Source organism: Chryseobacterium arthrosphaerae, from assembly GCF_001684965.1.
In the GTDB taxonomy this organism is placed as follows: domain Bacteria; phylum Bacteroidota; class Bacteroidia; order Flavobacteriales; family Weeksellaceae; genus Chryseobacterium; species Chryseobacterium arthrosphaerae.
In genome coordinates this window covers 182,480-207,327 of record NZ_MAYG01000001.1, presented here as the reverse complement: position 1 = coordinate 207,327, position 24,848 = coordinate 182,480, and the positions used below count along the sequence as shown (strand labels likewise).

At 38.5% G+C, this 24,848-nt stretch carries 23 protein-coding genes; all 23 read right to left on the bottom strand.

From position 1 onward, the window contains the following. The 23 genes from BBI00_RS00920 to BBI00_RS00805 all read right to left on the bottom strand — a co-directional run bounded on the left by BBI00_RS00920 (nucleotide 1) and on the right by BBI00_RS00805 (nucleotide 24,810). Nucleotides 1-1,134, bottom strand: coding sequence for an AAA family ATPase (locus BBI00_RS00920; protein WP_083988390.1), 1,134 nt, complete (start codon nucleotides 1,132-1,134; stop codon nucleotides 1-3). Nucleotides 1,135-1,528: 394 nt separating this feature from the next. Then, nucleotides 1,529-1,741 carry a T9SS type A sorting domain-containing protein gene (locus tag BBI00_RS23725; protein ID WP_065396999.1) on the bottom strand — a complete coding sequence of 71 codons (213 nt, stop codon included), beginning with the start codon at nucleotides 1,739-1,741 and terminating at the stop codon, nucleotides 1,529-1,531. Nucleotides 1,742-1,977: 236 nt separating this feature from the next. Further along, the gene (locus tag BBI00_RS00910; protein ID WP_065396998.1) at nucleotides 1,978-2,922 is read right to left on the bottom strand and encodes a hypothetical protein; all 945 of its coding nucleotides are present in this window, start codon (nucleotides 2,920-2,922) and stop codon (nucleotides 1,978-1,980) included. A 4-nt stretch (nucleotides 2,923-2,926) separates the two neighbouring features. Next, nucleotides 2,927-4,318 (bottom strand): DUF4280 domain-containing protein, encoded by a 1,392-nt coding sequence (locus BBI00_RS00905; RefSeq protein ID WP_065396997.1) that lies wholly within the window; start codon nucleotides 4,316-4,318, stop codon nucleotides 2,927-2,929. Continuing rightward, on the bottom strand, nucleotides 4,306-5,010 hold the full coding sequence (locus BBI00_RS00900; protein WP_065396996.1) for a hypothetical protein: 705 nt from the start codon (nucleotides 5,008-5,010) through the stop codon (nucleotides 4,306-4,308). The genes BBI00_RS00905 and BBI00_RS00900 overlap by 13 nt, the downstream gene beginning before the upstream one ends. Nucleotides 5,011-5,012: 2 nt before the next feature. Next, nucleotides 5,013-6,845, bottom strand: coding sequence for a phospholipase effector Tle1 domain-containing protein (locus BBI00_RS00895; RefSeq protein WP_065396995.1), 1,833 nt, complete (start codon nucleotides 6,843-6,845; stop codon nucleotides 5,013-5,015). Nucleotides 6,846-6,855: 10 nt separating this feature from the next. Beyond that, nucleotides 6,856-7,890: a DUF2931 family protein gene (locus BBI00_RS00890; RefSeq protein WP_065396994.1), complete on the bottom strand. Its 1,035-nt coding sequence runs from the start codon at nucleotides 7,888-7,890 to the stop codon at nucleotides 6,856-6,858. Between the two features lie 137 nt (nucleotides 7,891-8,027). Then, nucleotides 8,028-8,327, bottom strand: coding sequence for a hypothetical protein (locus BBI00_RS00885; protein WP_065396993.1), 300 nt, complete (start codon nucleotides 8,325-8,327; stop codon nucleotides 8,028-8,030). Between the two features lie 4 nt (nucleotides 8,328-8,331). Next, nucleotides 8,332-10,191 (bottom strand): type VI secretion system Vgr family protein, encoded by a 1,860-nt coding sequence (locus BBI00_RS00880; RefSeq protein ID WP_123902208.1) that lies wholly within the window; start codon nucleotides 10,189-10,191, stop codon nucleotides 8,332-8,334. Nucleotides 10,192-10,448: 257 nt separating this feature from the next. Further along, nucleotides 10,449-10,853, bottom strand: a complete 405-nt coding sequence (gene tssD, locus BBI00_RS00875) for a type VI secretion system tube protein TssD (protein WP_065396992.1) — start codon at nucleotides 10,851-10,853, stop codon at nucleotides 10,449-10,451. 257 nt (nucleotides 10,854-11,110) lie between these two features. Then, nucleotides 11,111-12,319, bottom strand: a complete 1,209-nt coding sequence (locus tag BBI00_RS00870) for a PepSY-associated TM helix domain-containing protein (RefSeq protein WP_228394693.1) — start codon at nucleotides 12,317-12,319, stop codon at nucleotides 11,111-11,113. Nucleotides 12,320-12,325: 6 nt separating this feature from the next. Beyond that, entirely contained in the window at nucleotides 12,326-13,366 is a 1,041-nt protein-coding gene (locus BBI00_RS00865; protein ID WP_065396991.1) for an alpha/beta hydrolase, read from the bottom strand. A 31-nt stretch (nucleotides 13,367-13,397) separates the two neighbouring features. Continuing rightward, complete coding sequence (locus tag BBI00_RS00860) at nucleotides 13,398-15,557, bottom strand: TonB-dependent siderophore receptor (protein WP_065396990.1); 2,160 nt, start codon at nucleotides 15,555-15,557, stop codon at nucleotides 13,398-13,400. Nucleotides 15,558-15,894: 337 nt separating this feature from the next. Next, nucleotides 15,895-16,590, bottom strand: coding sequence for a VIT1/CCC1 transporter family protein (locus tag BBI00_RS00855; RefSeq protein WP_065396989.1), 696 nt, complete (start codon nucleotides 16,588-16,590; stop codon nucleotides 15,895-15,897). Between the two features lie 553 nt (nucleotides 16,591-17,143). Further along, nucleotides 17,144-18,619, bottom strand: coding sequence for an alpha-amylase (locus BBI00_RS00845; RefSeq protein ID WP_228394692.1), 1,476 nt, complete (start codon nucleotides 18,617-18,619; stop codon nucleotides 17,144-17,146). Between the two features lie 14 nt (nucleotides 18,620-18,633). Continuing rightward, nucleotides 18,634-19,047 carry a low affinity iron permease family protein gene (locus BBI00_RS00840; RefSeq protein WP_065396987.1) on the bottom strand — a complete coding sequence of 138 codons (414 nt, stop codon included), beginning with the start codon at nucleotides 19,045-19,047 and terminating at the stop codon, nucleotides 18,634-18,636. A gap of 80 nt (nucleotides 19,048-19,127) precedes the next feature. Continuing rightward, on the bottom strand, nucleotides 19,128-19,724 hold the full coding sequence (locus BBI00_RS00835) for a Crp/Fnr family transcriptional regulator (protein WP_065396986.1): 597 nt from the start codon (nucleotides 19,722-19,724) through the stop codon (nucleotides 19,128-19,130). A 65-nt stretch (nucleotides 19,725-19,789) separates the two neighbouring features. Further along, nucleotides 19,790-20,197 (bottom strand): cytochrome C, encoded by a 408-nt coding sequence (locus tag BBI00_RS00830; RefSeq protein WP_065396985.1) that lies wholly within the window; start codon nucleotides 20,195-20,197, stop codon nucleotides 19,790-19,792. Nucleotides 20,198-20,202: 5 nt separating this feature from the next. Further along, complete coding sequence (locus BBI00_RS00825; protein ID WP_065396984.1) at nucleotides 20,203-20,475, bottom strand: hypothetical protein; 273 nt, start codon at nucleotides 20,473-20,475, stop codon at nucleotides 20,203-20,205. Between the two features lie 2 nt (nucleotides 20,476-20,477). Further along, the gene (locus BBI00_RS00820) at nucleotides 20,478-21,470 is read right to left on the bottom strand and encodes a cytochrome c (protein WP_065396983.1); all 993 of its coding nucleotides are present in this window, start codon (nucleotides 21,468-21,470) and stop codon (nucleotides 20,478-20,480) included. 11 nt (nucleotides 21,471-21,481) lie between these two features. Further along, entirely contained in the window at nucleotides 21,482-23,233 is a 1,752-nt protein-coding gene (locus BBI00_RS00815; protein ID WP_065396982.1) for a cbb3-type cytochrome c oxidase subunit I, read from the bottom strand. A gap of 123 nt (nucleotides 23,234-23,356) precedes the next feature. Continuing rightward, entirely contained in the window at nucleotides 23,357-23,569 is a 213-nt protein-coding gene (locus BBI00_RS00810) for a hypothetical protein (protein ID WP_065396981.1), read from the bottom strand. A gap of 320 nt (nucleotides 23,570-23,889) precedes the next feature. After that, nucleotides 23,890-24,810 carry a carbohydrate kinase family protein gene (locus BBI00_RS00805; RefSeq protein ID WP_065396980.1) on the bottom strand — a complete coding sequence of 307 codons (921 nt, stop codon included), beginning with the start codon at nucleotides 24,808-24,810 and terminating at the stop codon, nucleotides 23,890-23,892. Between the last annotated feature and the right edge of the window lie 38 nt (nucleotides 24,811-24,848).

The window sequence follows — 24,848 nt, the reverse complement described above, 5'->3', positions numbered from 1 at the left end:
TTATTTTATTTTAGAGATATGATGCTGTACACCCGCCGTACTTAGGCCGGTTATTTCTGAAAGTTTTCTTACAGTGATTTTTTTTCCTAACATTTCTTTGGCAAGAATGCAAAATTTTCCTCGAACTTTTTTATCTGCCGAATATGACTCAAGTTCATTAAGTGATGCTATAATCAACTCTTCGTCTTTTAAGGCAACACGGCGTTTAACATTATTTGTAAATTTACATATATCAGCTGCGCTTTTCCCATCAAGCAACCCTGCAAGCAACTGCAAAATGGAAATATTGTTTAAATCATCATTTAAAAATTGAATGAGGTTTTGATTTAATATTTTGATTATTTCCTCTGTTGATGGTAAAGGAACCTCTATTACATGATCAAATCTTCTCCATATCGCCCTATCTAGCAATTCAGGGTGATTGCTTGTTGCAATCAACATTGAAGAAATCGGCCAATCCTCCAACTCCATTAGAAGAACATTTACAACTCTTTTTATTTCACCAAGGTCTGTTTGGTCATCTCTTTTCTTAGCAATTGCGTCAAACTCATCTAATAGCAATACAGCTCCTGTATCTTTTGCATAATTAAGAACCTTTTTTATGTTATGACCTGTTTTTCCCATTAAATTAGAAATACTTGATGAAAGATCCATTATAACTAAATTTTTATTAAGCTTAGATGCAATATAATGAGCAAGCATTGTTTTACCCGTTCCAGGTTGTCCTATTAACAATAAATTAGTAGAAGGACTTATATCAAAAGCTAACAATGTATTCAAGTTGTTTCTTTCTTCCAAGATATCATTAATCCACATATTTATTTTCTCATTAAAAACAGGAAGCACTCCTCCATCCGAATGAGGCTTAATAATGCGAGCCATTTCTAAATGTGTATCATTATCAGTAGGAATAGGTATATTACCATGACTTCTTACTGCACTGCTTCCTGCAGAAGAATTTAGAGCAAGTATGTTTTGTATTGAAGACGAAACATCAGGATCTGATTTTCTAATAGACCTTGCTAAACTAAGAGAAATCACTTCAACTTTTCTAGTATCACCAGTAATCCCTGCAGTTACAAGATCTATTAAATATTTAGATATATTATCAGTTTTGTTTAGTTCTTTATTCATTGTATTATAAAATCTACCCTACAAAAATAACAATATAATAGTATTCTACAAATATTTTGTATGGTAATTTTATTTATATTTTTAAAACCATACAAAAAAAATATATCTATCATAAAAAATATCATATAGAAGTGACTGCGGAAAAATTTATTTTACAATACAGTATTAATGGATAATTTGATTTACATTTTTTTAAATATTATAATTAGGATAATAAATATGTACCAATCGTTTAAAAATTGTTTTTTTAAAAAAATACGCTTATTTTTGTAATGAAAGAATAGGATAAATAAAATCTGAACAGTTTTTTCTTTTTAAGTTAAAAATAAACTTATAAAAATCCATCTCAAATAATTTTGAAGATGGATTTTTTTGCCTTTTATAATTCACACGATTAATTAACTATAAATTTATGGATCGTATTTTCTGTTTTAAGAAAATACATACCCTTCAGTAGATTATCTATTAATATTGAATTGCTTCTTAAGTTTGATTTCTTAATCAGTTTCCCTTCACTATTATAAATAAGAACTTCATTTACCTTTTTATTAAGATACAGATATTCACCATTGTTAATTGGATTAGGATAAATTGAAAGCTGAGCCATCTTACTAACTTCACTAATTCACAAATTTGAATAGCATGACCAGGAAAGATCATCAATAGCAACTCTTTGCCCCGTATTAGGATTTACAACCTTAATAATGATATTAATAGAATCCATTTAGAAACTACAAGATTTTTACACCAGTCCTAGAATCAATAAAAACCAAAGATTCCCCATACAATTTCTCTGCAACTTGCGGAAATTCAACAAAAATTTTCCTTTATAAACTTTAAAACCTACTTTGATGAAGCAATATTGGAAATACTCTCAGAAGTGAGCATAAATTCTTTGGAAGGGAAATTCTTATAAGAGATTTGTACAGTTTCATATCTGGTTTCTTTGCCTAATCCTACCTGAAATGAAGTTACCTTTTCATCATACCTGTTTCTGTTGGTATCGATCTGTATTTCACGATCTGTGATAAGCCGGCTTTCAACATTAGTATGTTTTGTATATTTAAAAATACCTTTATTGGCAGACACCAGTTTTTTTTCTATTTCCTGGTCGCCTTCTGTGGATTCTTTTAAAAGATTCTGCAATATCCCGGCTTTATTATAGGTGAATTTTACATTCCATTTGTCGAGATAGTCACTGGCCTGGCTTCTGTAAGATTCCATATAGCCTTTGATTATTCTGAAATCCTTATGTTTATATTTTCCATAGGATGCAATATATTTTAAATCATCAAGGTTGTATCCTGTCAGAAAATCCTCCAGAAAGTCAATCAGATCAGGAATATTCAGATCTTCACCAACATTTTTCCGTAAGTATTTATAGTAGGAATCATTGAGATAAAAAACATCCTTGTTCCCAATTACTATTTTTCTTTCTTTATCATCAAACGCAATGGTAAGCTTGGTATCGTAACCTTCATTTTTATAATCCAGTAAAACCAGTTTCTGATTTTTTGTTAAGGTGCAGATATTGGGAACTTTCTTTTCTGACAGCTGAGAATCATTAAAATCATAAAAAGCTATACTGTCTTTTTTAGGGTTGGAGATATAAATAAGATGGTCCATGCTTACCTGATCGTCTTTACTGATCTTCCTGTCATCAACATATTCTCCCTTATCGATTGTTTTGTTGACAATCTGCGTTATAGAATAGGATTTGGGTACCTGGGCACAGGCATTGACATGAAATATCCCAAGGATAAACAGTATATATGCTAAATTTCTCATTGATTTAAATTTTTACTTTTTTCCAAAATATCGTATATCCGGCAACACGGGTTGCTTCTAAGCCAAAAGACTGCTTCGTGGCATTCTTGTAGTAAAAATTCCCTGTCGTCCAATAATCTTCTTTTGCAAAATCTGCATTCGGAATAGCATACACTGCTTTATTTTTTTCTTTTACGGTTTTGTGGGTATGATTCCCTTTATCACACTTATCATCATGAATTGAGTTGTATGCCAGAGTAGAACCCCTTCTTCCTGTTACTTTACCAACAAAAGAATCGTACAGGCTTTTACTGATTTTAATATAGTCATATTCATCAAATTTATTATGACCGTATTTTGTTTTACTGTCTGGCTTTAAATCCGTATCTATTCCCCAGGCGAGGAAGTCCTCCCCATCCCATTGTGTAGCGTTATCGGTAGGATCATTTTTCACCTCATCCACATCTCTCAGAAGAGCATCAATGGCACCTGCTCTTGAATACAGGGAAATGGTATCTTTTTCAGAGGTTTTCATTTCAACTTTATCTTTGGCATCCACACTGGAGTAGCTTGAATTTAATAATTCGAACATTGTTTTTCCAACTCTTTTTGCTTCGTTGTAGTTGGTGTGTGCTATATAAAGATACTCTTCTTTTTCGGATGACAGACCTTCATGTTTAATAATATTACATACCTTCTGGAACTCACTGTGTTCAATCTTGAGTTTTCTAGGGCTTTTGTAAATATCTTCTTCTGAGCTTTTTCCTTCACAGGCATACACGTCTGTTTCTTTTCCTATTTTCTGTCCTTTTACGCTACCTTCAAAAGTTCCATTATAATTATAAAAGTTACCGTTGATCTTTTCTTTGGATTCCGGTACAGGGGCTCCCACGGCATCTATACTTTCCGGCTGATGGACCTGTCCGCTGTCTGTAATGGTAATATCTACGCCTCCATAGGTGCAGGGGATGGTACTTTTCTGCAGTAACACCGGCTGCTCCTGAGACAGGTAGGTTCCTACATCTTTCCAGTCTCTTACATTCATAACGGTGGTACAGGGGGCGGCTGCATTGGGACTTTTTTTACAGTTCCCTAAAAAAACAAGACTCTTGGGGCCCCGCTCTTTTATGGTAGCCGTTTTCTTGTCCTGGATGGTAGGTGTATCATAATTCACCTTCATGGTTCCCTTGGGATTGGTGCACAATACACATTCCAGAGTAGCGGTATCTATCACCACTTTCAGTCCGGCCTCTACATTATCTTTTTTTTCATTTTCAGCACGTTTCTCTTCCATCTTCTTACTGTTGGCCGCTCTCAGCTCCTCACTATCCTGTGGAGTACCCGGTGGCTGAGCTTGCGGGGCCGGAGCCTGGTTCTGTGCTTTCGGTGCTACGCCTTCTTTATCTAATATATCCATAGCAGTGAATGTTTTAAATGAATATTGTGCTTTTTAATTTCTATAAAGCCTTCTTCATACTGATCTCCCTTGCAGGCAAATATGCCTCTGAAGTCACTGATATCAGTATGTTCCAGGTTTTGAGCAGAAATCTTTAAAACCATTTGATCTCCTACTTTCACAGGAGTCATTATTTCTATAAATCCTTCTGCAGACTCCCGTTTCCGTTTTGTTTCGAATGATTGCAGCAAACCGTTAAAAAGTAAGCCGAACATTTTATAACTTCCCAGGAAATCAATGAGCTTTACCTCATTTGCAAGCAAGCTACTTATCTGGCTGAAATATTGGTCTACAATTTCCCCTTTATGATCTTTTACTAATTCCGATTGAATTTTTGCCCATCTCAACCGAAGGAAAAGCAAATTGTCAACCGCTGTAATATTCCCTTCCTCGTCTACCCTGCATTCTATTTCATCAAACAGATAGCTTATTTTTTTAAGAAATTTTCCCATTGCATCTTCATCATCAGAAAAATCAAATTCTACAACCAAAAGCTGAAACCTATATTCTTCTTTTACTTTCCCAAGGCAGTAGACCTCAACCTGCCTGGCATAGCTTTTTTTGATATTGTAGGCAGGGTTTTTCTGTTCGGTCACAATGGTTTCCAACCGGTATGTTTTCTGATGGAAGTTCTGCAATATACTGGATGTCATATTTAATATATTCTTCTTTGATAATCATTGTTGGGATCCATTCCCATCCAGTCTCTGTTGGCCGACCAGTGAAGGTATTGCTTACGTATAATCCGTAATAATGTTTGCGGATGATAAGCGGTAACCGTCACCTCTTCCAATGTTGTCGTTTTCATTTTATTTCCGTTTTCATCCAGCTTTTCTTCAGGAGATTCTTCCGGACCAGGTTCCTGTGCGGGTTCGGGATGCAACAGTCTTTGTAATGCTTTCTCCTGTTTTTCTTTTTCAACCTGTTCATCTGTTTTGAAGTCCCATTTACCATCATTCTCAAATACATAACCATGTAAAAGGTCTTTTGCATGAGGCAGATATTGATCATGTTCTATGGAAAAAGCAGTCTCTGTTTTCGTCATTAACTGATGATTGTACAGATTTTCACCATGCTCTTCCATAAAATGCAGAGGGATATAGCTGTATTCTTTCCTTAGAAACCGGGTTCCGGTTATTTTACGGTACACCCCTCCCAGGGTAAGGACATTCAGGAAGCTGTTATTGATTTCGATCTGATCATCATCAAACCAATATTCATCAATCAGCTGTTGTCTGCGTTTATTGAGGAACCATACGGGTTTGTGATTGGAAGTTTCTATTTCATCCACTTTCTCTGTTCCGTTCTCATAAGCACCGCCAATATCGCAGTGTACTCCTGGAAATTCTTTTTCAATACTTCCCGGAAATTTCGTTAATGAAAAATTTTCCCGGTGCTCATTGGCTGCTGTAAAATGAACCGCCTTAAAGTAAGGTCCCGGATTTTTGAGCTGTAACTGCTCTACATCATCTCCGAAATTGTATTTAGGTCCTAAAGCAGAATGCTTCATCCCTTCCCATCCTATACGTCTGAGCCCTCCCATATCACCAAATTCCTCATAGGAAGATACCGTATCATACACCCCGATAAAACGAACATCAAGATCTAAGTCTTCAAGTTGCTGCTCAGATAAAACTTTTTTACTTAAAAGATAATATCCCAGAAAACCAAATTTCGGAAGCTTACCATCTTTGATATATTTCGGATCTACTTCTATATTATCTTTATCTATCCAGATATCTCCATATTCAGGAATCGCTGCCGGACCATAAGGAGAATTAACCTGTGTATATCCTATTATCTTTCTCGTTTTTTTGATCTCAACATCTTTGGGTCTTTTATTTCCATTGATTTCGTAAGCAAAATTTCTTGCCGCAGCAGCTCCACGACTAAACCCAAAAGTATCAATGGTAATTTTCATTAATTTTACTTTACCATTGGTCTCAGCAATAAGTTTTTTAATGCGGTCAGCGGTCATTTCACATCCTTTCCTCACTTTCCCCCGCACTCCGGTTTTACCGGACCCATATTGAAACCCATCATCTACATCTCTGTTATTATCCAGTGTTCCGATCCCTTCTACATAAACTCCATACGTTGCCTGTTGACAACATTTATACATTCTGGCAACATTGGTATAATCGTTACTAAAACTATTGTCAACTCCTTTTTTATCCAACCATCCCTGATGGCTAGATTTAAGATACTGATGGTATTCAGAATTATCATCCAGCATCTTTTTCTTTTTCAGTCTTTCATATTCTTTTTCCTGTAGGATTCTTGTCTCTTTAATTGCCTTTTCTTTTTCCCTGATCTGATCATCTGTATCAGTACTGTTCATTTTATTCTTTCCATCCCTGTACTCCATCCTCAGTTCGCTGTTTTTCAGATTATTCAGAGTACCATCAAAGAATACTCCGAATTCCAGATACAGCTCATCCAGAGGAGTTTTAGGATTGCCCGTGTTGTATACAAAAGTTTTTCCCATAGCTTTGTTTTTAGAAAACCTCTACTTTATCAGTCTTTATGAAGGCTTCTTTACCATTTTCACCTCTTAGCTTTATTGTGAAATAGCTGTTAGCCTCATTAACCTTAACGATAATGTCTGCCTTAGTTGAATCAGGATCATCACCAAACACTGCTTTAAAAGCTTCCAAACCTGAGTTTTCATTCAGGTCACAGTGAGCACCGTACATTTTATGATCCGCTCCTATATAGTCAAAAATAATCCTTACCGGGATGGCTCTTTGTTCGTTTACAGCCAATATGTTTTTTGCCGTGTCAAACTGTTCTTTCTCTCCATTCATTGTAGATATTTTAACATTAACTAATGAATTGAGTTTGGCATTTTCCGGCAGCTCGAAAACTGGTTTCCAGCTGTATCGGGTTCTATAGGTATCCCATAATCCCAATGGAATAGCTTTTCCTTTATTTTTTTCTCTTACCTCTGCAGGGATAACCTTACCATTATTCAATACATCATCCAGATAATCTTTCCTCCAGAAACGGTTCTGATGACTATCCAACTGGGCAATTTCCGATTCAGGAATTGTTACTTTTTTAGCCTGGTAACGTCCTATTTCCTTCTGAATTCCGACGCCGGCTATCCAAACTACCACTACACCTCCGGGAGCCATCCCAACGCCAATTTCATCGTAATTTAAATGCTCGATCTCACCACTTCCGTTTGTCACTTTTGTTTCATATCCTTTACTGAAGTATTCTTTAATTTTAGCAGTATCGATGGGAGTATCAATCATGTAAAACTGGTTTTCCATATAAGATATCCATACAAAATCCAGTCGGGAAGGAAGACTTTTAAAACCATTTCCCATCCCATGGTTGATGGAGCCCCAGGCACCATTTCCAGGTACCACCCCAAAGCCTAAACTTACCCATTCGCCCCCTTCACATTCTATCCCTCCTTTATATACTTCCATCGGATATCCCAGAGGAGCAGAAGTTCCTTCAGTCCATTCATATTTTGTCATAGTTTCAGTTTTTTTAGGAGCTTTTTTTTCCTGACACGACATCTGGGTGAAAAATAAAAAGCTTAATAGATATTTTAATATTTTATTCATTCTTACAATCTTATAAAGTAATTATGTCCTCCGTTACCATACATAATTAATTTTTACATTTCTGTTTTTTAACACAACAATTTCTGTTTTCAAGAGCATAATCGGGGAACTATAATCAACAGGATCACGGATATGATGACAAACCCTATCCCCCCTGAACAGATACCGAATAATATAAAATCACCTATTCCTTTTTTCTTCTTCTGAGCTGCTATTATAAATGGCAGAAAAAACAATACGGGCAGAAAAGCACCGCAGAGCCATACAGCCAGCCAGCCGCAATCACCGTCACCATAGCCGGTAAGATCCATTACACTTAATGTAATGATACCAGTGAGGATGACAAAAACCACAGATAAGAACAGAGCAATAAGTCCTTTTTTCAACATATATTTATCCTTTATTCACTTTGGCATCTATTTTCCCTAACATTTTAGCCACTCCTGAGCTTTGTAACAAAATGTCGCCATTCTTTGCTTTGTGAGTGGTTGTGGAAGTTGTTTCTTTTAAATCACCCGTTACATTGATGGTTTTATTTTCATTAATGGTCTGCTTATAATTTTTGGAAGTAAATTTATGATTGTTAATGATAGTAACAGCATTATCATTCCCAACGCTTGTCTTCATATCTTTACCAACATTGATGGTAAGGTTTTCTCCTGCATTAAAGGTCATATTCTTTGGTGCAGTTACTGTAATATTTCCTGCTCCGTCCATAAAATAGGTATTTCCGCTCGGGTCAAGAATCGTTACGCTTTTCTCATCATCATTCATCAGTACTTTGATTCCGCTTTTGGTCTGGATAGATCGCATATGATTGTTGATCCCACCCCCCAGAGCTGTTCCGCCATGGAACATTCCTCCCATTACGAAAGGGCGATCCGGGTGGTTATGGACAAAACCCACCATCACCTGATCTCCTACTTCGGGAATGGCCACATACCCTCTGTTCTGGGCAACCTGACCTGTTCCTCCTGCGTCAGGGGCCATCATCCGTATAAAATTGGTGGTATCATGCAACTGCCAGTCAAATTTTACGGTAATTCTTCCCTGATTCAACGGGTCTGTATTGGAAATCACGGTAGCGATCTGCGGCTGTGCAATAGGAACCGTAAAATCCGGTGTTGGAATATATCCCGTATCAGAAGCAATGGCTTCAAACCTTCCGGAATAACGTCCCAAAGCATCTACTTCATGAAGCACTTCCGTCATCATGAGTTTGGTAAAATAGGAGGTTTTATTGGTATCTGTTTTCCGCATATTGATATCTGCAACGCATCCCGGATATAAAAACGGAATCGTAGTTCCTCCGGAAACAGTAAAAACTTCTACAGCCTTACTTCCTGCCGTACTGGTTTGGGAAATCACGACATCCATATCAGTTGCCGCTTTGATAGGTGCTACCTGTAAGGAAGGGGTTTTAAATATCCCGTCGTTATTCTTATATGCAGTTTGTGCCAGGTTACTCACGTGTTTTATAGGGGTATCGCCCGAAGTAAGCTTAGCATTGGAACTGCTGTTGTAGCCATAGAAATGGGGCTTGATGTGTACTGCTTTCAGTTCAACATTCACATCGGAGACATTGCTTCCATAGATCAGCTCCAGGGCTTTATTCTGCGGAGGCATATTTCCGAAATGCAGAACTTCACCGTCATAATAGAACTGTTCTCCGTAAGCTTCTGCCATTCTGCAGAGATAATTGTAATGTGTTTCGTTATACTGGGCACTGTAAAGGATCTGTGAAGATGCCTTCGCGTTTATGCTGACATCAAATTTACTGTTTTCTATACCCTGTCTGATCACGTCCGTGGCAATGATTCCCATATTAACGGGTTTTTCTCCGCCAAAACTTTGGGTATGAGGAGCTCCGTCCAGTAAGATTGTAGGACTTTGTCCTTTTAAAACGATATTTCCAAGACTATGATTTTCCTGGCTGAACCCTACTTTTGTAATGACTCCCACAAATGTTCTTTCCGGGCTTCCCTCTACATCTTTATATTTAAATACTACCGTCAGACGTTTTCCTAGAAACTGTTGAGCTTCCTCCAGGTCATGATTTTGTGCCCCTCCTAAAGTATCGTGGGCCAGAGTCAGTTCAAATTCATGATGTTTTTTTACGCTTTGCTGCAAACGGAAATGTTTGAAGTGCTTTATCATTTTGCCTTCAATCACAATATCCAGCTTCACCACACGGTTGATTCCAGGAATATGATTCTCCGAAATCTTTTCGGAATTCGAGATATTTTTATTCATATTATGTAAGGTGTTTGGTAAGGTTTTATTCTTAAAAATACATTCAAAAACAGCCCTTTTATATAAAGTTATAAATTTTTCACAATATAAAGTGTATTTTCAATACTTTATTCTTTAAATCACAATCATTAACAAAATAATTTCCGTATTTCTATTTAATACTGTAAAAAATGACCGGAGACAAAAAAACAGAACAGTATTTCCTATACGGATGTACTATTCTGTTTTTATGTGTTCATTGCTAAGGAATCAGATTCCTAAGAAGGCCATGCTCCGAAATAAGCAGAATTTCCAAGGTCAATTTCTTCAGCACTTACTACAAAACTGATGTACATACTGTTGTCATCTATTGCGTTGAAATCTACTTCGTGCTGCACTACGTAACCGTTTTTCCACTTTAAAGTTGTCATTGTACCTTCTTCGTGAGATTTGTTGAAGACCACTTCCCCTACTGTCGGCTTGTATTTTCCGTTCAATAAGCTTTCAAGAATGTCAGATTTATCTGTAGCTTCTACTGTAATCTTGATTAATGCATTGGAGGGATCAGATGCTACACGTCCTGAAACATCTGTAGCTCTTGATACACTATAATTAAGTTTTAATAACTTTTGCCCTTCACCGTTGTTGAATTTTAAAATTCCTCTTGAATTTCTTTCTGCCATGATTGTAAATTTTAATCGTTAATATTTTGTGATTTTCTGTTTTTCTATATCACCAAATTTAGATGTATTTACCATACGGGAATAATTTTTTGCCTTAAATCTGAAAAAGTGTAGTATTTCTACGACTAACAATCGTTAGGTTTTTTATTCCCTGAAAATCAAAAGTTTATTTTCAGGAAGATGCCGGTATTTTTATTATGTACTCGGATGTTTACCGCAAAAAAGTTACCTCATCAGAAGTAACTTTTTGTTTGGTTTCAGACTGCGTGCCCGTGATGTGCCGACGCTCTTTGTCTGTGTTTGTTTTTAACTTCTTTTTTCTTTCCGGAAGATTTGTTTCTTCTGCCCCACCAGATCAGAAATCCTGTGATGGGTAATGAAGTGGCAATAATCCCTGCCAGAAAGGTTGAGAGCTTCCCAAACTGTCCCCACCATTGTCCCATATGCAGCTGCCAGACTATATTTTCTGTCTTTTCATGTTGCAGATATTGTTGAGCAACCGTAATCTCCCGGCCTGTATAGCTGTCATACACATGTACAGAGGCATGCTCAATACTTTTGAGTCCTACTTTTCCCGAAGTTAAAATATAGGCTCCCAGCTTTTTTCTTTCAAAATTCCAGATGCTGACTTGTTGATCTCCACTTTGAGCAAGAACTTTACGGGCCAACGGAACGATATCCAGGGGAGTTCTCGCAGAATCCAGCTTAGGAAGGGTATCCATCATATGTTCCGTAGTTCCGTTTGTCATTTTCACTGTAGTTTCCATCAGGGGTTCAAAAAAGATAATGAGTCCTGTCATCCCCAGCATGAAGCATACAATAAGTGAATAAAAGCCATAAACATTGTGAAGGTCATAATTAAATCTTTTGAAACGGGCCTTCCATTTGATCGTGAAGCTTGCCTGCCTGGTAGTTTTGTTCCATTTTTTAGGCCACCAGAGAATAAGCCCGGTAATGGTACTGATCACAAAGACAATCGTCGCAAGTGCCACGATCCAGCCTCCTGTTTTGCCTGCAAGAAATGAAGCATGAAAATGGGCCATGACAAAGAAGAACTGTAATGATTCATCTTTTTTAAGGATTTTCCCTGAGTAAGGATCTGCATATACCATGGCCAGCTTCGGACCTTCAGGGTTGAAAGCCCTTATACGGATGCTTCTTTCCGGGTCTTTAAAGAAGACAAACTCTGAAATATCATAACCCGGATTGGCCTTATTGAAGTTCGCTTTCAATACCTCTGCAGAGACTCTTTTCTGATCTTCAGGAACATTTACGAATCTGGCTTCTCCCGCACTCCAGTCCATAATCTCATCACAGTAAACGATAATGGTTCCCGAAAGTGAAACCACCACTAAAATGATTCCTGCCACTATACTTGGCCAAAGGTGCAGCCATGCGACAATCCTGCTGAAATGTGATTTTCCTTTTTTCCGGGATACTTTTGCTTTATTATCTGTATTCATCATCGGTTATCAGGGATAGAATTGTTTCTGAAGTTTCTCCAGTTCTTTTACAGCATCAGGAGTTCCTCTTTCTTTGGCTATATTGATTACTTTACTGAAAAATAATTCTGTAGGCTTAAAGGAATGGTTCAGATCTTTCGAAATGTCCTGATAATGCTGTGTAATCAGTGCAGGATTCTTTAATGCCTCTCTGAAATTCCATTTACTGGATTTAAATATGAAACGCAATCCGTCATTATTACCGGGCAGTGGCACGGTCCCGTGATCATCATTCTGATAGAAACCATAGTTCCATTGCAGATTTTTCAGCTGCTGTTTCTCGAGCAGGGTCTTAAACTTTCCTATTGCAATTTCATGCTCATCATCTTTGACGTTTCTTGCTTCGGCATTATTTGCCTGGGCCAGGAAAAATTTAATATTTTTAAAATCTGCAGTTGTTTTTTCCGCTTTTCTAACCATCAGCTCATGATCCCACCAAAGGCTTGGATCATTGGCAATATAAGCATTAAAAAACGGCTCTGACAGAAGGTTATTTACGGCAGTAAGGCCTCCGAAAGAATGTCCCACCAGAACTTTATAACCATTTGAACGATAGTTCTTCTCGATGTACGGGTACAGCTCACCGGTAATAAATTTCATGAACGTTTCATTTCCTCCGCTTTCTGTAAACATTGTCTGCTTTTTACCCGCAAAATCCATTTCCTTAGTGGCTTTTGTGGGCGTCAGATCTCTCGTTCTGCTGGTATTCGCTATGGCAACAAGAATAGCCTGAGGCAATATTCCAAACGGTTCTTTGCTTAAGTAATGGTATACTGAAGTAAGATAATTGAAATTATTCTCGGCATCCAGGACATAAATCACCGGATAAGCCGTTTTGGTATACTGATTATATCCCTCAGGCAGAGATACCCAAACGGAACGCTCTTCATGAAGGAACTCCGATTTCATTGGAATTTTTGTTCCGATGCTGATGGTTTCTGGTTGTGCAGTCTGTGCATTAGCTATAAGACCTGCAGCAAAAGATAATATAAATAATAGTCCGGTTCTCATTGATCTTCGATTATATTTACTGAATAGTTTATTAGAATTTATAGTGTAAGGAAAGTAAAACCTGTCGTGGGTTCTGAACATAGGTCCAGGAGTCTCCCAGATAATATTTCTGATTGGTGAAGTTATTCAGCTTGAGGGCTATTCTGTAGGATGAGTGATCATAGAAAACCGAAGCGTCAAATTTTGCATAGCCTTTAGAAATCACATCAGAACTGTCCACAAGATAAAATTTAGATTGTGCATTTCCTCCTGCCCCGATACCAAAACCTGAGAATTTTCCTGACGGCATGGTGTAGCTCAGCCAAAAGTTACCTGCGTGTCTTGCCTGCCCCGCCGGTCTCCTTCCCTCTACATCTGCTGCGGCCTTTTCATACACACTATCATTATAACCGTATCCCAAAATGACATTCAGCCCATGGAACGGCGATGTGATCAGATCCATCTCTATACCACGGCTTCTTTGTGTTCCATCCTGAATGGTAAGCGTAGGATCTTTTTCTGTAGGGGCTCTGCGAACTTTATTTTTCACCTGTATGTCATAATAACTTACCGTTCCGGAAAGTTTACCGCCAAGCAGTTCATATTTTACACCTCCTTCCCATTGGTTAGCCTGTTCCGGTTTATAGGTTCTTATTTCTCCCAAAGAGCTGCCTGGTGCAATATTTTTAAAACCGTTCATATAGTTCCCGAAAAGAGATACCTTATCTTTTACGATCTGATAGACCAATCCGAGCTTAGGAGACCATGAAGTCTGGATGTCCTTATCTGAAACACTGTTGAAATGATCATACCTCAGGGAAGCCATGGCAAATAATCTGTCTGAAAAACTTATCACGTCAGAAACATAGATACTGAAATTCCTGTAATCACGCTTATACCCTCTATAATCGGTCTGTGCCAGAACTTCCTGATAGGCAGCCTGTGAAATATAGGCAGCTTTATCATCATTAAAAATAACAGGCACAAATTGGTCAAGATTACCCAATTTATTTTTATAAATCTTTTGATCAATATCAGATATTACGCCTCTTTTATCCGTAGTTTTTGTGGTTGTATAATCGAAACCGACCAGGATTTTATTTTTAATTCTTTCAGTAATATTAAAATGACCGATAAAATTCTGCTGGATCTCCGTCAGGTTGAATGTACTCGGAATATGGTAATAATCTCTTCTTATTGTTCCTTTATCGGATAGATTCAGGAAAAGATAATTGGCATCATTTTCTGTTTTTGCAGACGAGAAGCTGGTTTGGGAAGTCCAGTTATTGGAAATCCTATAATTTGCCGTAGCAAAAGTATTGAATATTTTAGCTTTACTCTGAATTTCATCACTCGCATAAGAGATTTTTTTATCCAGGTTAAAATCGTTAATACTTTTATCTTTAAAGACAATATTTTTTCCGGTGATCAGCCCCATATAAGTCGTATTTCTGCTGATATCAAAATATTCAAAATCAAGATTAATATCCAGACGGTCATTGATTTTAAAAGAGAATGAAGGGGCAATAGCCACTGATTCCGATTTTCCAAAATCCTGGAAACTCCCCTCATTACTATAAGCTGCATTTATACGGGCCAGGAATGTTTTATTTTTATTGAGCGGTGTACTTACGTCCATTGTAAGCCTGTTACTGCTCCAGCTTCCTGCGGTGTATCCTATCTCGCCTTTAAACTGATGCAACGGCTTTTTGGTCACTCTGTTAACAAAACCTCCGTATCCTACTAATAAAGCAGAACCGAATAATGTTCCGGAAGGTCCTTTGATCACTTCAATCGCTTCAAGATTAACAGGATCGGATAAGGAAACAAAATTGGTCGCCATACCGTTCCGAAGCGCTCCTGCCGAAGCATTGGAACTGAAGCCACGCATGGTAAGCCCCAATCCAACTCCTCCACTCCCAACGCTTACGGATACGTTATTTACTCCGGGAAGCAAATTCAGTGAGCTTTGCAGATCCGTTGCTACCTGCTGCTGCATCAGTTCTTTGGGAAGAACAGTATAGACCTGTGGATTTTCCAGGTTCTTAAGGGGCATTTTTGCAATGTAGTCCGATTTTTTTTCTGCATATTTTTTAACCCCGGAAACAATGACTTCTTCAATATGCTTTGACTGAACGGATGAGTCCTTTTCTTGTTGTGCCCAAACGAATATTCCCGGTAATAAGGAAATTGAGCACAGTAGCTTCTTCATAGTTTATTTTTGCTGCAAAGGTATTTATTTTTATTAATTCTAAATAACAATTACAGAAAATATTCTATTAATATCATATTTCCATCAAGAATTCTGTCTATAATTTTTGCAGCTATCTAAACTTTTATATTAATGATTTTAACCACAAAAGGCACAAAAGTTTCAGACCCATATTTTTTTTAAAAGGCAAATTTCATGTTTAATAAGCACCTAAGTTTTTGAAAATCTTTGAGTTTCATCTTTATGTAAGCTTTTATCCGGCATCTTATCAACTTACTGAAGTGGACTGATGTGTTTCAAATAAAAGCTTTTGTGACCTTCGTGGTATTGTGAAGTTTTACGAGACATTGATTCCGAAAAGATGTCCTACCAGTGCAGTAACTCCCATGGCAACGGTTCCCCAGAAACAGATCCTAAGCATGGCAATTCCTATATGGGAACCACCTGTTCTGGCAGAAACTGCTCCCAACACCATCAAAAATATAATGGAAAAACCATATTGAAAGTAAACCATTTGATGGATCGGGGCCAGAAGAGAAACAGTAAATGGCAGCAAAGCACCTACCGCAAATGATCCAAATGAAGCCATGGCGGCCTGCAGCGGTTTTGCCTGGGTTATCTCATTGATGCCTAATTCATCACGGGCATGGGCTTCCAATGCATTGTGTTCACTAAGCTCAATGGCAACCTGCATGGCTGTTTCTTTGCTTACCCCCCGGTTTTCATAAATTTTAGCGAGTTCCCTGAGTTCTATTTCGGGCATGGTTTCAAGTTCCCGCTTTTCACGTATTAAATCGGCTTTTTCAGTATCTTCCTGTGAGCTTACGGATACATATTCTCCTGCAGCCATAGACATTGCTCCCGCAATCATCCCTGCCAGGGCTGCCAGAATAATGATATGGCGTTCAGGCTCAGCTGCTGCTACCCCAATGACGATACTGGTCGTGGATAGTAATCCGTCATTGGCACCCAATACCGCTGCCCGGAGCCAGCCCACCCGGTTCACATAATGTTTTTCCAACTCGTGATGCATAGTAAAATATTTCTGTGATGATGTAAGGTCTGTTATCAAACCCAGCTTAAAGGTACTAAATGTTTGATCTGGAATCAATTTAAATTAGGTACATTTTCTTTGGTATTGAAAATATTCCTTCGGGAACCAAAGGCCATCCGCTGACCAGCAATACCGGAATTACGTCTGCTTTTTTTTACAAGCTTTCATATAAAATATCCAGTACACTATGAAGATCACCTCCAGACAGAAGTCAACCAGATAGATGCCTCTGATAGTTCCTTTGAGATAATAATAAAGGTCAATACCTGCAAGCCCTGAGCAACCCAATATAATGGTAACCGCAATGAAAGGGCTCCATCTCACCTTTATAGCATACAGAATGCAGAATATAGGGCAAAAGTAAGAGACTGACTGTTTTTACCAGCCAAATATCAGTTTTGGGACCGGTAACTGCCATGAAACTTTCCATATGTACAAATGGCCAAAGGGCTGTGAGCAGATAATAAAAAATATGGACAAAAGGCAGTATTATAAATTTTTTCATGATAAATGTTTTTTTAACATTGCTTTTCTATTTCATTACCCATATACTTGACGATCTTTCCGCTACATAAAAGATTCCTTTTCCATTCTCATCCAATACCACTTCTTCTTTTCTGTTCTGCAAAAAATCATAAAAAACGGAACCGCTCAGACCGGCAGCCACTTCTATAGCTTTACATCCCGCTTCATTGTTGGAAATTATCACAATACATTGCTGATGCTCATCATCCCCCTGCCTGATCCAGGCTATACAATCGGGATGACCAAAATAGCTGATCTGCTCACCGTAAGCAAACCGTTTTCTTGCTTCCAACAATTGTGTAAGGCAGCTTACCGGCGGCATAATGACCTTTATCTCTTTATCATTTACTGTTTCTACATATTCTGCTCCGAATAGATCCGGATAGAATACACAGGGATATGCATTTTCAGACATAAGGATAATGGTATAAGCTATGGGTTTAAACCAATCTTTAACAGCAGATTCCAGAGCCTGAAGTTTCTGGGTATCGTGATTTTCAACAAAAGAAACAGAAGACACCGGGTTCCGTTCCAGAAAGGTATCTTTTACAATATTCCTCATGTCATAATTTTTACCTTCTTTAGATGCCTGATAAAAATTGTAATGGAGCGGTACGTCAAAAAAAGAGATGAGGTCATCCATTGTATCGGAAAAATCCGAGATCTTTTCTACTTTATCTTTCCAGAATTCTCCCATGATAAAGCAGTCTTTCACTTCCGTTTTGATATAGGTGATCCATTCTTTCAGAAATTCGGAAGAAATATGTTTAAGGGCATCCAGACGCAGCCCATCAACGTTTGTAGTCTCTGCATACCATCTGATCCAGTTTTTCATTTCCTGTACAACGTAAGGATTGCGGTATTCTATGTCATTGCCCATCAGATAATCATAATTTCCAAACTGGCCACTTACTGAAGGAGTCCAGTCCTGCCCATATTCGTTATGAATTTTAAAGACACCTTTAATCTCCTCTTCGTCCCGCCGGATCATGTCAATCCCGCTAAAACAGCGGTAATCCCATATAAAATCCGAGTACCTTTTCCTTCTTCCAGGAAAGGTAAATTTTGTAAAAGCAAGGGCAGAAAACGGCATTCCTATGATTTCATTACGGTTTTCTTCATTGACCTGGTGTACGGTAACCTGCTCCTGTTCATCGCCACCCATTCTGTGATTCAGAACAATATCGGCGTAAACGGACATTCCCAGCTCATGTGCTTTTTTGATTGCCCGGATATATTCTTCTTTAGTTCCATATCTTGTAGCTACACTTCCTTTCTGGTTAAATTCCCCAAGGTCATAAGGATCATATACATCATAACCTCTTCCTTCCATTCCCAATACACATTTTGTAGCAGGAGGAAACCAGACCGCTGTAAACCCCATATTTTTAAGGAGATCAGCTTTTTCCATAAATTCCTGCCAGAGATTTCCCGGATGATACCAATGGAAAAAATGAATGATAACTCCGTTTATAGTTTTCATATTGTAAATAAGGTTTATTTATACCGGTGATTGGGAATTATTTCTTGATCCTCAGTGTTGGATTTCCCAGCACGTTTCCTCCCAAGATTCTCATAAAATTTGTGAAGCTGGTCCAGCTCTTCTTCTGTGAGATCTTCAATATCTACAATCCGGTTACTGGCTTTTTTACTTGCTGCAAGCAACTCATTAAGTTTGATCTGAATGGCTTTGGAATCTTTATTCTGCGCTTTCTGGATCAGAAATACCATTAAAAACGTAATGATCGTTGTTCCTGTATTGATAATCATCTGCCATACTTCTGAAAAGCCGAAAAGAGGTCCTGTGGCCGCCCATATCACAACAAGTCCGGCTGCACCCAGGAATGCCCATGCACTGCCAGTAAAAAAAGCCGCCCAATCTGCAAATCTGTCAAAAAAATTCTGCTTCATATTACTGTGGTTTTAAATTATTTTTTAAAACAAGCCATACAGAATATTCTATATGACTTGTCAACATTAATCTATACTAACTAGAAAAATATCTTCCTGTTTCTGATTTCTACAATATTATTTTTCTCCATCAGTTTTATGGTCCGGATAGCAGTTTCTACACAAAGCCCTGTAAGGGAAGCCAGCTGCTGCCTTGTAAAAGGTATTTTAAAAGAGAATGGAGTTTTTTCTTTCTGAAAGCTTTTAAGATACACCATCACACCCATCAGACGATCCACAGGATGAGTGGAGGAATTCTTCTGCATCATGATATACTGATAGTATAAATAACCTGACATTGCTTTACATACATCAAGATACAGATTCGGGTAAAGTCTTAGCATGCTGAAAAAATTATTTTTACACAACCGAAGCACCGAACACTCTGTAATGGCTATAGAATCCATAGGATATGACCGATCAAGAAAAAGAAGGGAATCTCCTATACTTTGTCCTTCCGACAGTATGTTCTGTATGAATTCTTTGCCGTCTTCGCTCCTGTTATTAAGCTTTACCTTTCCTTTAATGATCTGATAATAGTACAACGGCCTCGCTCCTTCATGGAAAATGAATTCTCCCGGACTGTATTCTTTTATTTCTACGCCAGCAGAATCCAGAATTTTTTCGCTAATGACCATACTCTTCTTTTTTAATGTTTTATTCTTAAAAATTCTCTATCCGTAATATTCCATTGGCATTATAATTACTGGACATTATAACTTGTTATTTCATAATAGATGGCCCATGCCGTAAAGACAATGACAATGATCCATATCCAAAAAGGAATGGTCTGCGGGGTTTCACTTCCGTTGATCAGAAAGCTCTTTTGGTTTCCTTTATCATAAGCGTTGATCATCAATGAAAGTGTTCCGTCTACAATATCTTTGTTTTTCAATCCTTCTATCCGTATAGCGGGTCCGTTAGCCACTGTAAAGTATATTTTCCGGATGCCTTCTCTTCCCGATGGTGAATGGCTTACAATTTTTAAAACGTGCTCACCATCTGTCATCTTTTGGGTATCCAGATCAAAAACAATAGGGGTTTCCAGCTCTGCAACAGGAACCGGATCGTCATCAATAAACAGAAAAACTTTGCTTTTATCTTTAGTCATGATTTTTAATTTTCACCTGAGAAAACCGAGTATTTGATATGATCTTTATCTTTTTCACCGGGTTTAAACAGATATTTAACGGAAAATATAAAAGCCAGCACGGTTATCACTATGACAACGCCTACAATAAACCAGTCCCAGTTGCTTTCCGGGCCGGTTCCATGGGTAAAGTTCCTCGTCACTTCCGGCTGCTGTAACTTACAGGCATCGCAGGCAAAAGCATATACTGACGAAAGCACGCCATACAATACGGTTATATTTTTACAAAAATTTTTCATTGCTATTTTATTTTATCCATTATGGTTTTTACTTCTTCTACTGTTACTTTTTTAGCATTATTACCCCAGCTTGTCCTTTCATGATTCATAATGGCCGTTACATCTTCCGGGGTAAAATTGGCATTGGTTCCCACCGCCGGCATGGTAGCAAATTCAGGTCTCGGATCATAGCCTTTCATAATGATGGTAACATAGAGCTCGAGATCACCGCCGGTTACTACAGGACTTCCTTTCAGTGGAGGAAATGCTCCCGGAACGCCTTCTCCATTAGCCTGGTGGCAGCTTGCACAATTGGCTGTAAACAAGGCACCGCCATCCGGTAAGTTTTCTCCACCTTTTGCCGCTCCTTCCTCTTTTTTCTGTTTGTATAAAAATGCAGGAACAATAGATTTATCTGTATAATCTGTCTGTTTTAAAGATTTAAGATAGGCCACCAGAAAAAGGGCTTTCGGTCCTGCAACAATCTTTTTGGATTTATTTCTGATGAACTTTTCAGGAACTTTTACTTCTACATCTCCCGGCTGAAGGTAATCTCTTTCGATAAACAGCCACGGATAGGCCGGCATGATAGACTGCTCCACTGCTGCTCTGGGCTGGTAAAGGTGGATCAGGTGCCATTCTGCACTGGGCTGCCGTTCGCCGATATTGGTAAGATCCGGCCCGGTACGTTCCGTTCCCATCAGATTCGCTGTATTTCTCCAGAAGTCGGTGCGGGTATTGATGGCAAAATCAGCAGGTATGCTTGGTCTTTTCCCAAAAACGTTATCCATTTCCACATTTCTGACCTGCTGGGTATGGCAGGCCACACATCCGTTCTCAATAAAAACCATTTTCCCTGCCTTTTCTTCTCTGGTGAGTATCTTCGACTGCTTCGGCAATGGTTTATTGATTCTCTGATTATCCATTGCAGGCAAAATAGCAATATAGAGTGTCAGAAAAACAAACAGAAACAGCGCTGTGCCGAAAAGAATTTTATGATCATTAAAAAATACCATGCTACTGATCTTTAAGTATTAAACTCTGTATTTCCCAGTTGTTTCTTCGCTGCCAGAATTTCTGCCGGAGTCCGTGGAATCCTGACCTTATCCTCTTTTCTTACCATGCGGTAAAAATTATATGCAAAAATCAGATGGGAAACAAACATTAAAGTTCCCCCTATTGCTCTCCACAACCAGAAAGGAGCCATATTTACCACTCCTTCTATAAAAGGTTTTTTCCTGATCCATAACATTCCCGTCTGTGTTCCGCCGATCATTAAAGCAATGACATAAAATAACAGACCTATCAGGGCCAGCCAGAAATGGATTCCCACTAAAAGTTTTGGAGGTTCTTTCCCTGTAAGTCTCGGAACCAGTGTATAAAAAAAGCCCCAAAGCATAAATGTAATGATCCCATACATCGTGAGATGGGAATGTGCTACCGTAAAATCCGTAAAGTGCCAGAGCAGGTTGGTATATCTGAATGCTTCCACAGTTCCCTGGAATGATCCTGTAAAATAGAATATGATCCCCATGAAATAAAACGGCAGTGTATAGCTGGTTTTAAGCTGATACCAGGCCCCGTTGAAGGTCAGCAGGAAATTGGCTGTTCCTGCCACTACCGGAATCAGCATTCCGGCACTGGCTATAATGGCTGTAGTCTGCAGTCTCCAGGGAATGGCACTGAAAATAAAGTGATGGGTGCCGATAAGGGTATAAAAAAAAGTATGCGTCCAGAAGGCTAATATCCCCAGGCTATAGGAATAGATGGGCTTATTGAGCTGCTGCGGCAGAAAATAATACATCAGCCCCAGACTGATCATCATAAACCACATGCCTATAGCCTGATGCATATAATATCCCTGTATGATGGTTTCTCCCACTCCATCCTGCCATATGGGAATATTGGATATGACAATAACGATGACAATAAACATTGTGCCGGATATAATATACCAGTTGGATAAATAGATCTCCCTGGTCTTTCTATGAACAATCGGCTTAAAGTAATTATGCAGGGAAAGGGCCACCCCGATACCGAAAGTGATCATCACCGGCCATATATATTCCCGGTATTCCCCGCCTCCGTTATTAACTCCGGCAAGTACACATATCGTTCCGGCAAGTACTGCACCATTTACTAAAATAAGAGAAATATACCCCTGCCTGATATTAAAATTCTCCCTATTGCTGACCCTTGGGATGACATAATAGGCAAACCCCATCATCGCCAGGGATGCCCATCCCCAGAATACAGAATTGGTATGTCCCGGTCTTATTCGCCCAAAGCTCAGCCAGCTTACGTGATCAATATCCGGAACCACAAATTTTATCCCAGCATACAATCCGAAGCTTGTTCCCAGAATAAGCCAGAAAATAGCGGTTCCCAGAAAATAAAGAATGAGACGGCTCAACTCAGGAGAAATGTACTTCTGAAAAGAGGATGTTCTTCTCTTGGTAGGAAATACCCTCAGCTCTTCCACCGAATTTATATTTTGAATGACGCCTTTGGTATCTGCCGGGGGATGTGTTCCGGAAAGATCATTTTCAGGAGGGGTAAAATTCAGTTCCTTTTCTCTCTGCTCATAAGCGGCCACTTCTTCGGAGGAAAGATTCTCTATTTGTTTTTGGGTTTCCCTGGCTTCCCGGCGCTTTAATATTTTCGCATAAACCGACAGGAATTTAAGCACAACGATGATCAGTCCGCCTACAATAATCATGAGCAACAGCAATAAGGTAATCTGGATTCCCGTTTCTTTAAACAATGAAATATCTGCCATAACAATTGTATTATGGATTAATGAAATGTAATGTTCCGGTTTATTCTTTAATAGAAGCTGTATTGATATTGCTATGGAATATCAACCTCTTTTCACTGAGAAAAGTTATGTATTAAGCTGGGTTTATCGGCTCTTTTTAATAGAGTCAAGATCGTAGGCAGAACTGTCTACTGTAGCTGTCTGATCTGCAGAATCCGGTGAGATCTGTGCCGAACCTGAAGTAAGGCTGTCTGAAGCCATGATGGTATCCGTATTGGTCTGCCGGGGCTGTGGTTCTTTTGTGCAGCTGATGACAAAAATGCCTGTCAGTGCGACTAGTGATACAATAAATTTCATAGTATTAAATTTGTGGTGTGTGTAGTATCAAAAGTAGAAAACCTCATTGTAAAACTTTATGACTCAGATCATAGAGTACTGAAAGAGCTCTTTCAATATCAAAAAATCATTAATGATATTACTCTTAGAGTTGTGAAACTGTCATCAAAAGAAAACCTCAGTACAAAAGTGCATGAGGTCTTGTTTTTCATATGTTTTAATTAAGTATTGCGGATGCTGTCAGACTGTTTAAAATGTCTTTAGTATTTGATTATATTCTCAGCATTCATCTGATATCAAAGGACATCAGAGCCATTCTGAATGATGACACCTTTGGGAGTTCAGCTTAAAGCAGATATGGGATGACCGTTTTTGAATCTGATAAAATCTTCCAGGGAATATTCCGGGCAGGCACCCTCCTGTGAGGTTATAAACGCTCCAAGAGAAACAGCCTGAACCATGGTTTCATGAACGGTGCTTCCTGCTTCCAGCCTTTTGGAAAGAAAACCCGCTAAAAATGAGTCTCCACTCCCTACGGTATCTTTTATGGTCACAGGTATGGTAGGATACAGATAAAAATTATCCTGATTGGCATACAAAGCCCCCTTACTTCCCTTGGAAATAATGATCTCTTCAAGATCAAACTGATCCTGCAGGTATCTGATGCCATCCTCTTCGGTAGTGTAATCTTTCCCTAAAAAATCCAGCATCATGCGCATTTCTGCTTTGTTGAACTTGGCCAGATGGGTTTTGTGGAGTAAATCTTTTATCATCCCAACTTCATAATAAGGTTCTCTGAGATTGATATCAAAAACATTATACCCACCGAGCTCAAGCAATTGGAATAACGTATTTCTTGTTTTCCCGTTTCTTGCCGCCAGTGTTCCGAATACCAAAGCATCTGCTGAATTGAGAATCTCCTGATTTTCTGTGGTGATATCAATAAAATCCCAGGCTACTCCTTCTACAATATCATAATGGGCATCATTATTTTCATCTACCGTAGCGATCACAGTACTGGTAGGATATTGGGTATTGATCTGAACATGCTCTGCAGGAATATTCCAGTTTTTCATTTTTTCAAGCAAATCATGCCCCAGCTGATCATCGCCTACACTGCTTATCATACTGACATCCAATCCCATTTTGGAAAGGTGATAGGCTACATTAAAAGGTGCTCCCCCTATTCTTTTCTGTTCTCCCGGAAAAATATCCCAGAGAACTTCTCCAAAACAGACTGCTTTATTTTTTTGATCTTTCATTATATAAAAGTAATTAAATGTATTGAGTTGATAAAAGA

What these genes read in the sequence shown, in the direction of transcription:
- tssD (WP_065396992.1), bottom strand. Translation starts at nt 10,853, where the DNA reads ATGGCAGAAAGAAATTCAAGAGGAATTTTAAAATTCAACAACGGTGAA.
- BBI00_RS00895 (WP_065396995.1), bottom strand. Translation starts at nt 6,845, where the DNA reads ATGGGAAAAACTTTTGTATACAACACGGGCAATCCTAAAACTCCTCTG.
- BBI00_RS00855 (WP_065396989.1), bottom strand. Translation starts at nt 16,590, where the DNA reads ATGCATCACGAGTTGGAAAAACATTATGTGAACCGGGTGGGCTGGCTC.
- BBI00_RS00810 (WP_065396981.1), bottom strand. Translation starts at nt 23,569, where the DNA reads ATGAAATTTATTGTATCACTAGTCGCACTGACAGGCATTTTTGTCATC.
- BBI00_RS00870 (WP_228394693.1), bottom strand. Translation starts at nt 12,319, where the DNA reads ATGATGAATACAGATAATAAAGCAAAAGTATCCCGGAAAAAAGGAAAA.
- BBI00_RS00835 (WP_065396986.1), bottom strand. Translation starts at nt 19,724, where the DNA reads ATGGTCATTAGCGAAAAAATTCTGGATTCTGCTGGCGTAGAAATAAAA.
- BBI00_RS00820 (WP_065396983.1), bottom strand. Translation starts at nt 21,470, where the DNA reads ATGGTATTTTTTAATGATCATAAAATTCTTTTCGGCACAGCGCTGTTT.
- BBI00_RS00865 (WP_065396991.1), bottom strand. Translation starts at nt 13,366, where the DNA reads ATGAGAACCGGACTATTATTTATATTATCTTTTGCTGCAGGTCTTATA.
- BBI00_RS00880 (WP_123902208.1), bottom strand. Translation starts at nt 10,191, where the DNA reads ATGAATAAAAATATCTCGAATTCCGAAAAGATTTCGGAGAATCATATT.
- BBI00_RS00815 (WP_065396982.1), bottom strand. Translation starts at nt 23,233, where the DNA reads ATGGCAGATATTTCATTGTTTAAAGAAACGGGAATCCAGATTACCTTA.
- BBI00_RS00905 (WP_065396997.1), bottom strand. Translation starts at nt 4,318, where the DNA reads ATGGATATATTAGATAAAGAAGGCGTAGCACCGAAAGCACAGAACCAG.
- BBI00_RS00805 (WP_065396980.1), bottom strand. Translation starts at nt 24,810, where the DNA reads ATGAAAGATCAAAAAAATAAAGCAGTCTGTTTTGGAGAAGTTCTCTGG.
- BBI00_RS00860 (WP_065396990.1), bottom strand. Translation starts at nt 15,557, where the DNA reads ATGAAGAAGCTACTGTGCTCAATTTCCTTATTACCGGGAATATTCGTT.
- BBI00_RS00840 (WP_065396987.1), bottom strand. Translation starts at nt 19,047, where the DNA reads ATGAAGCAGAATTTTTTTGACAGATTTGCAGATTGGGCGGCTTTTTTT.
- BBI00_RS00830 (WP_065396985.1), bottom strand. Translation starts at nt 20,197, where the DNA reads ATGACTAAAGATAAAAGCAAAGTTTTTCTGTTTATTGATGACGATCCG.
- BBI00_RS23725 (WP_065396999.1), bottom strand. Translation starts at nt 1,741, where the DNA reads ATGGCTCAGCTTTCAATTTATCCTAATCCAATTAACAATGGTGAATAT.
- BBI00_RS00825 (WP_065396984.1), bottom strand. Translation starts at nt 20,475, where the DNA reads ATGAAAAATTTTTGTAAAAATATAACCGTATTGTATGGCGTGCTTTCG.
- BBI00_RS00910 (WP_065396998.1), bottom strand. Translation starts at nt 2,922, where the DNA reads ATGAGAAATTTAGCATATATACTGTTTATCCTTGGGATATTTCATGTC.
- BBI00_RS00900 (WP_065396996.1), bottom strand. Translation starts at nt 5,010, where the DNA reads ATGACATCCAGTATATTGCAGAACTTCCATCAGAAAACATACCGGTTG.
- BBI00_RS00890 (WP_065396994.1), bottom strand. Translation starts at nt 7,890, where the DNA reads ATGTCGTGTCAGGAAAAAAAAGCTCCTAAAAAAACTGAAACTATGACA.
- BBI00_RS00885 (WP_065396993.1), bottom strand. Translation starts at nt 8,327, where the DNA reads ATGTTGAAAAAAGGACTTATTGCTCTGTTCTTATCTGTGGTTTTTGTC.
- BBI00_RS00920 (WP_083988390.1), bottom strand. Translation starts at nt 1,134, where the DNA reads ATGAATAAAGAACTAAACAAAACTGATAATATATCTAAATATTTAATA.
- BBI00_RS00845 (WP_228394692.1), bottom strand. Translation starts at nt 18,619, where the DNA reads ATGAAAACTATAAACGGAGTTATCATTCATTTTTTCCATTGGTATCAT.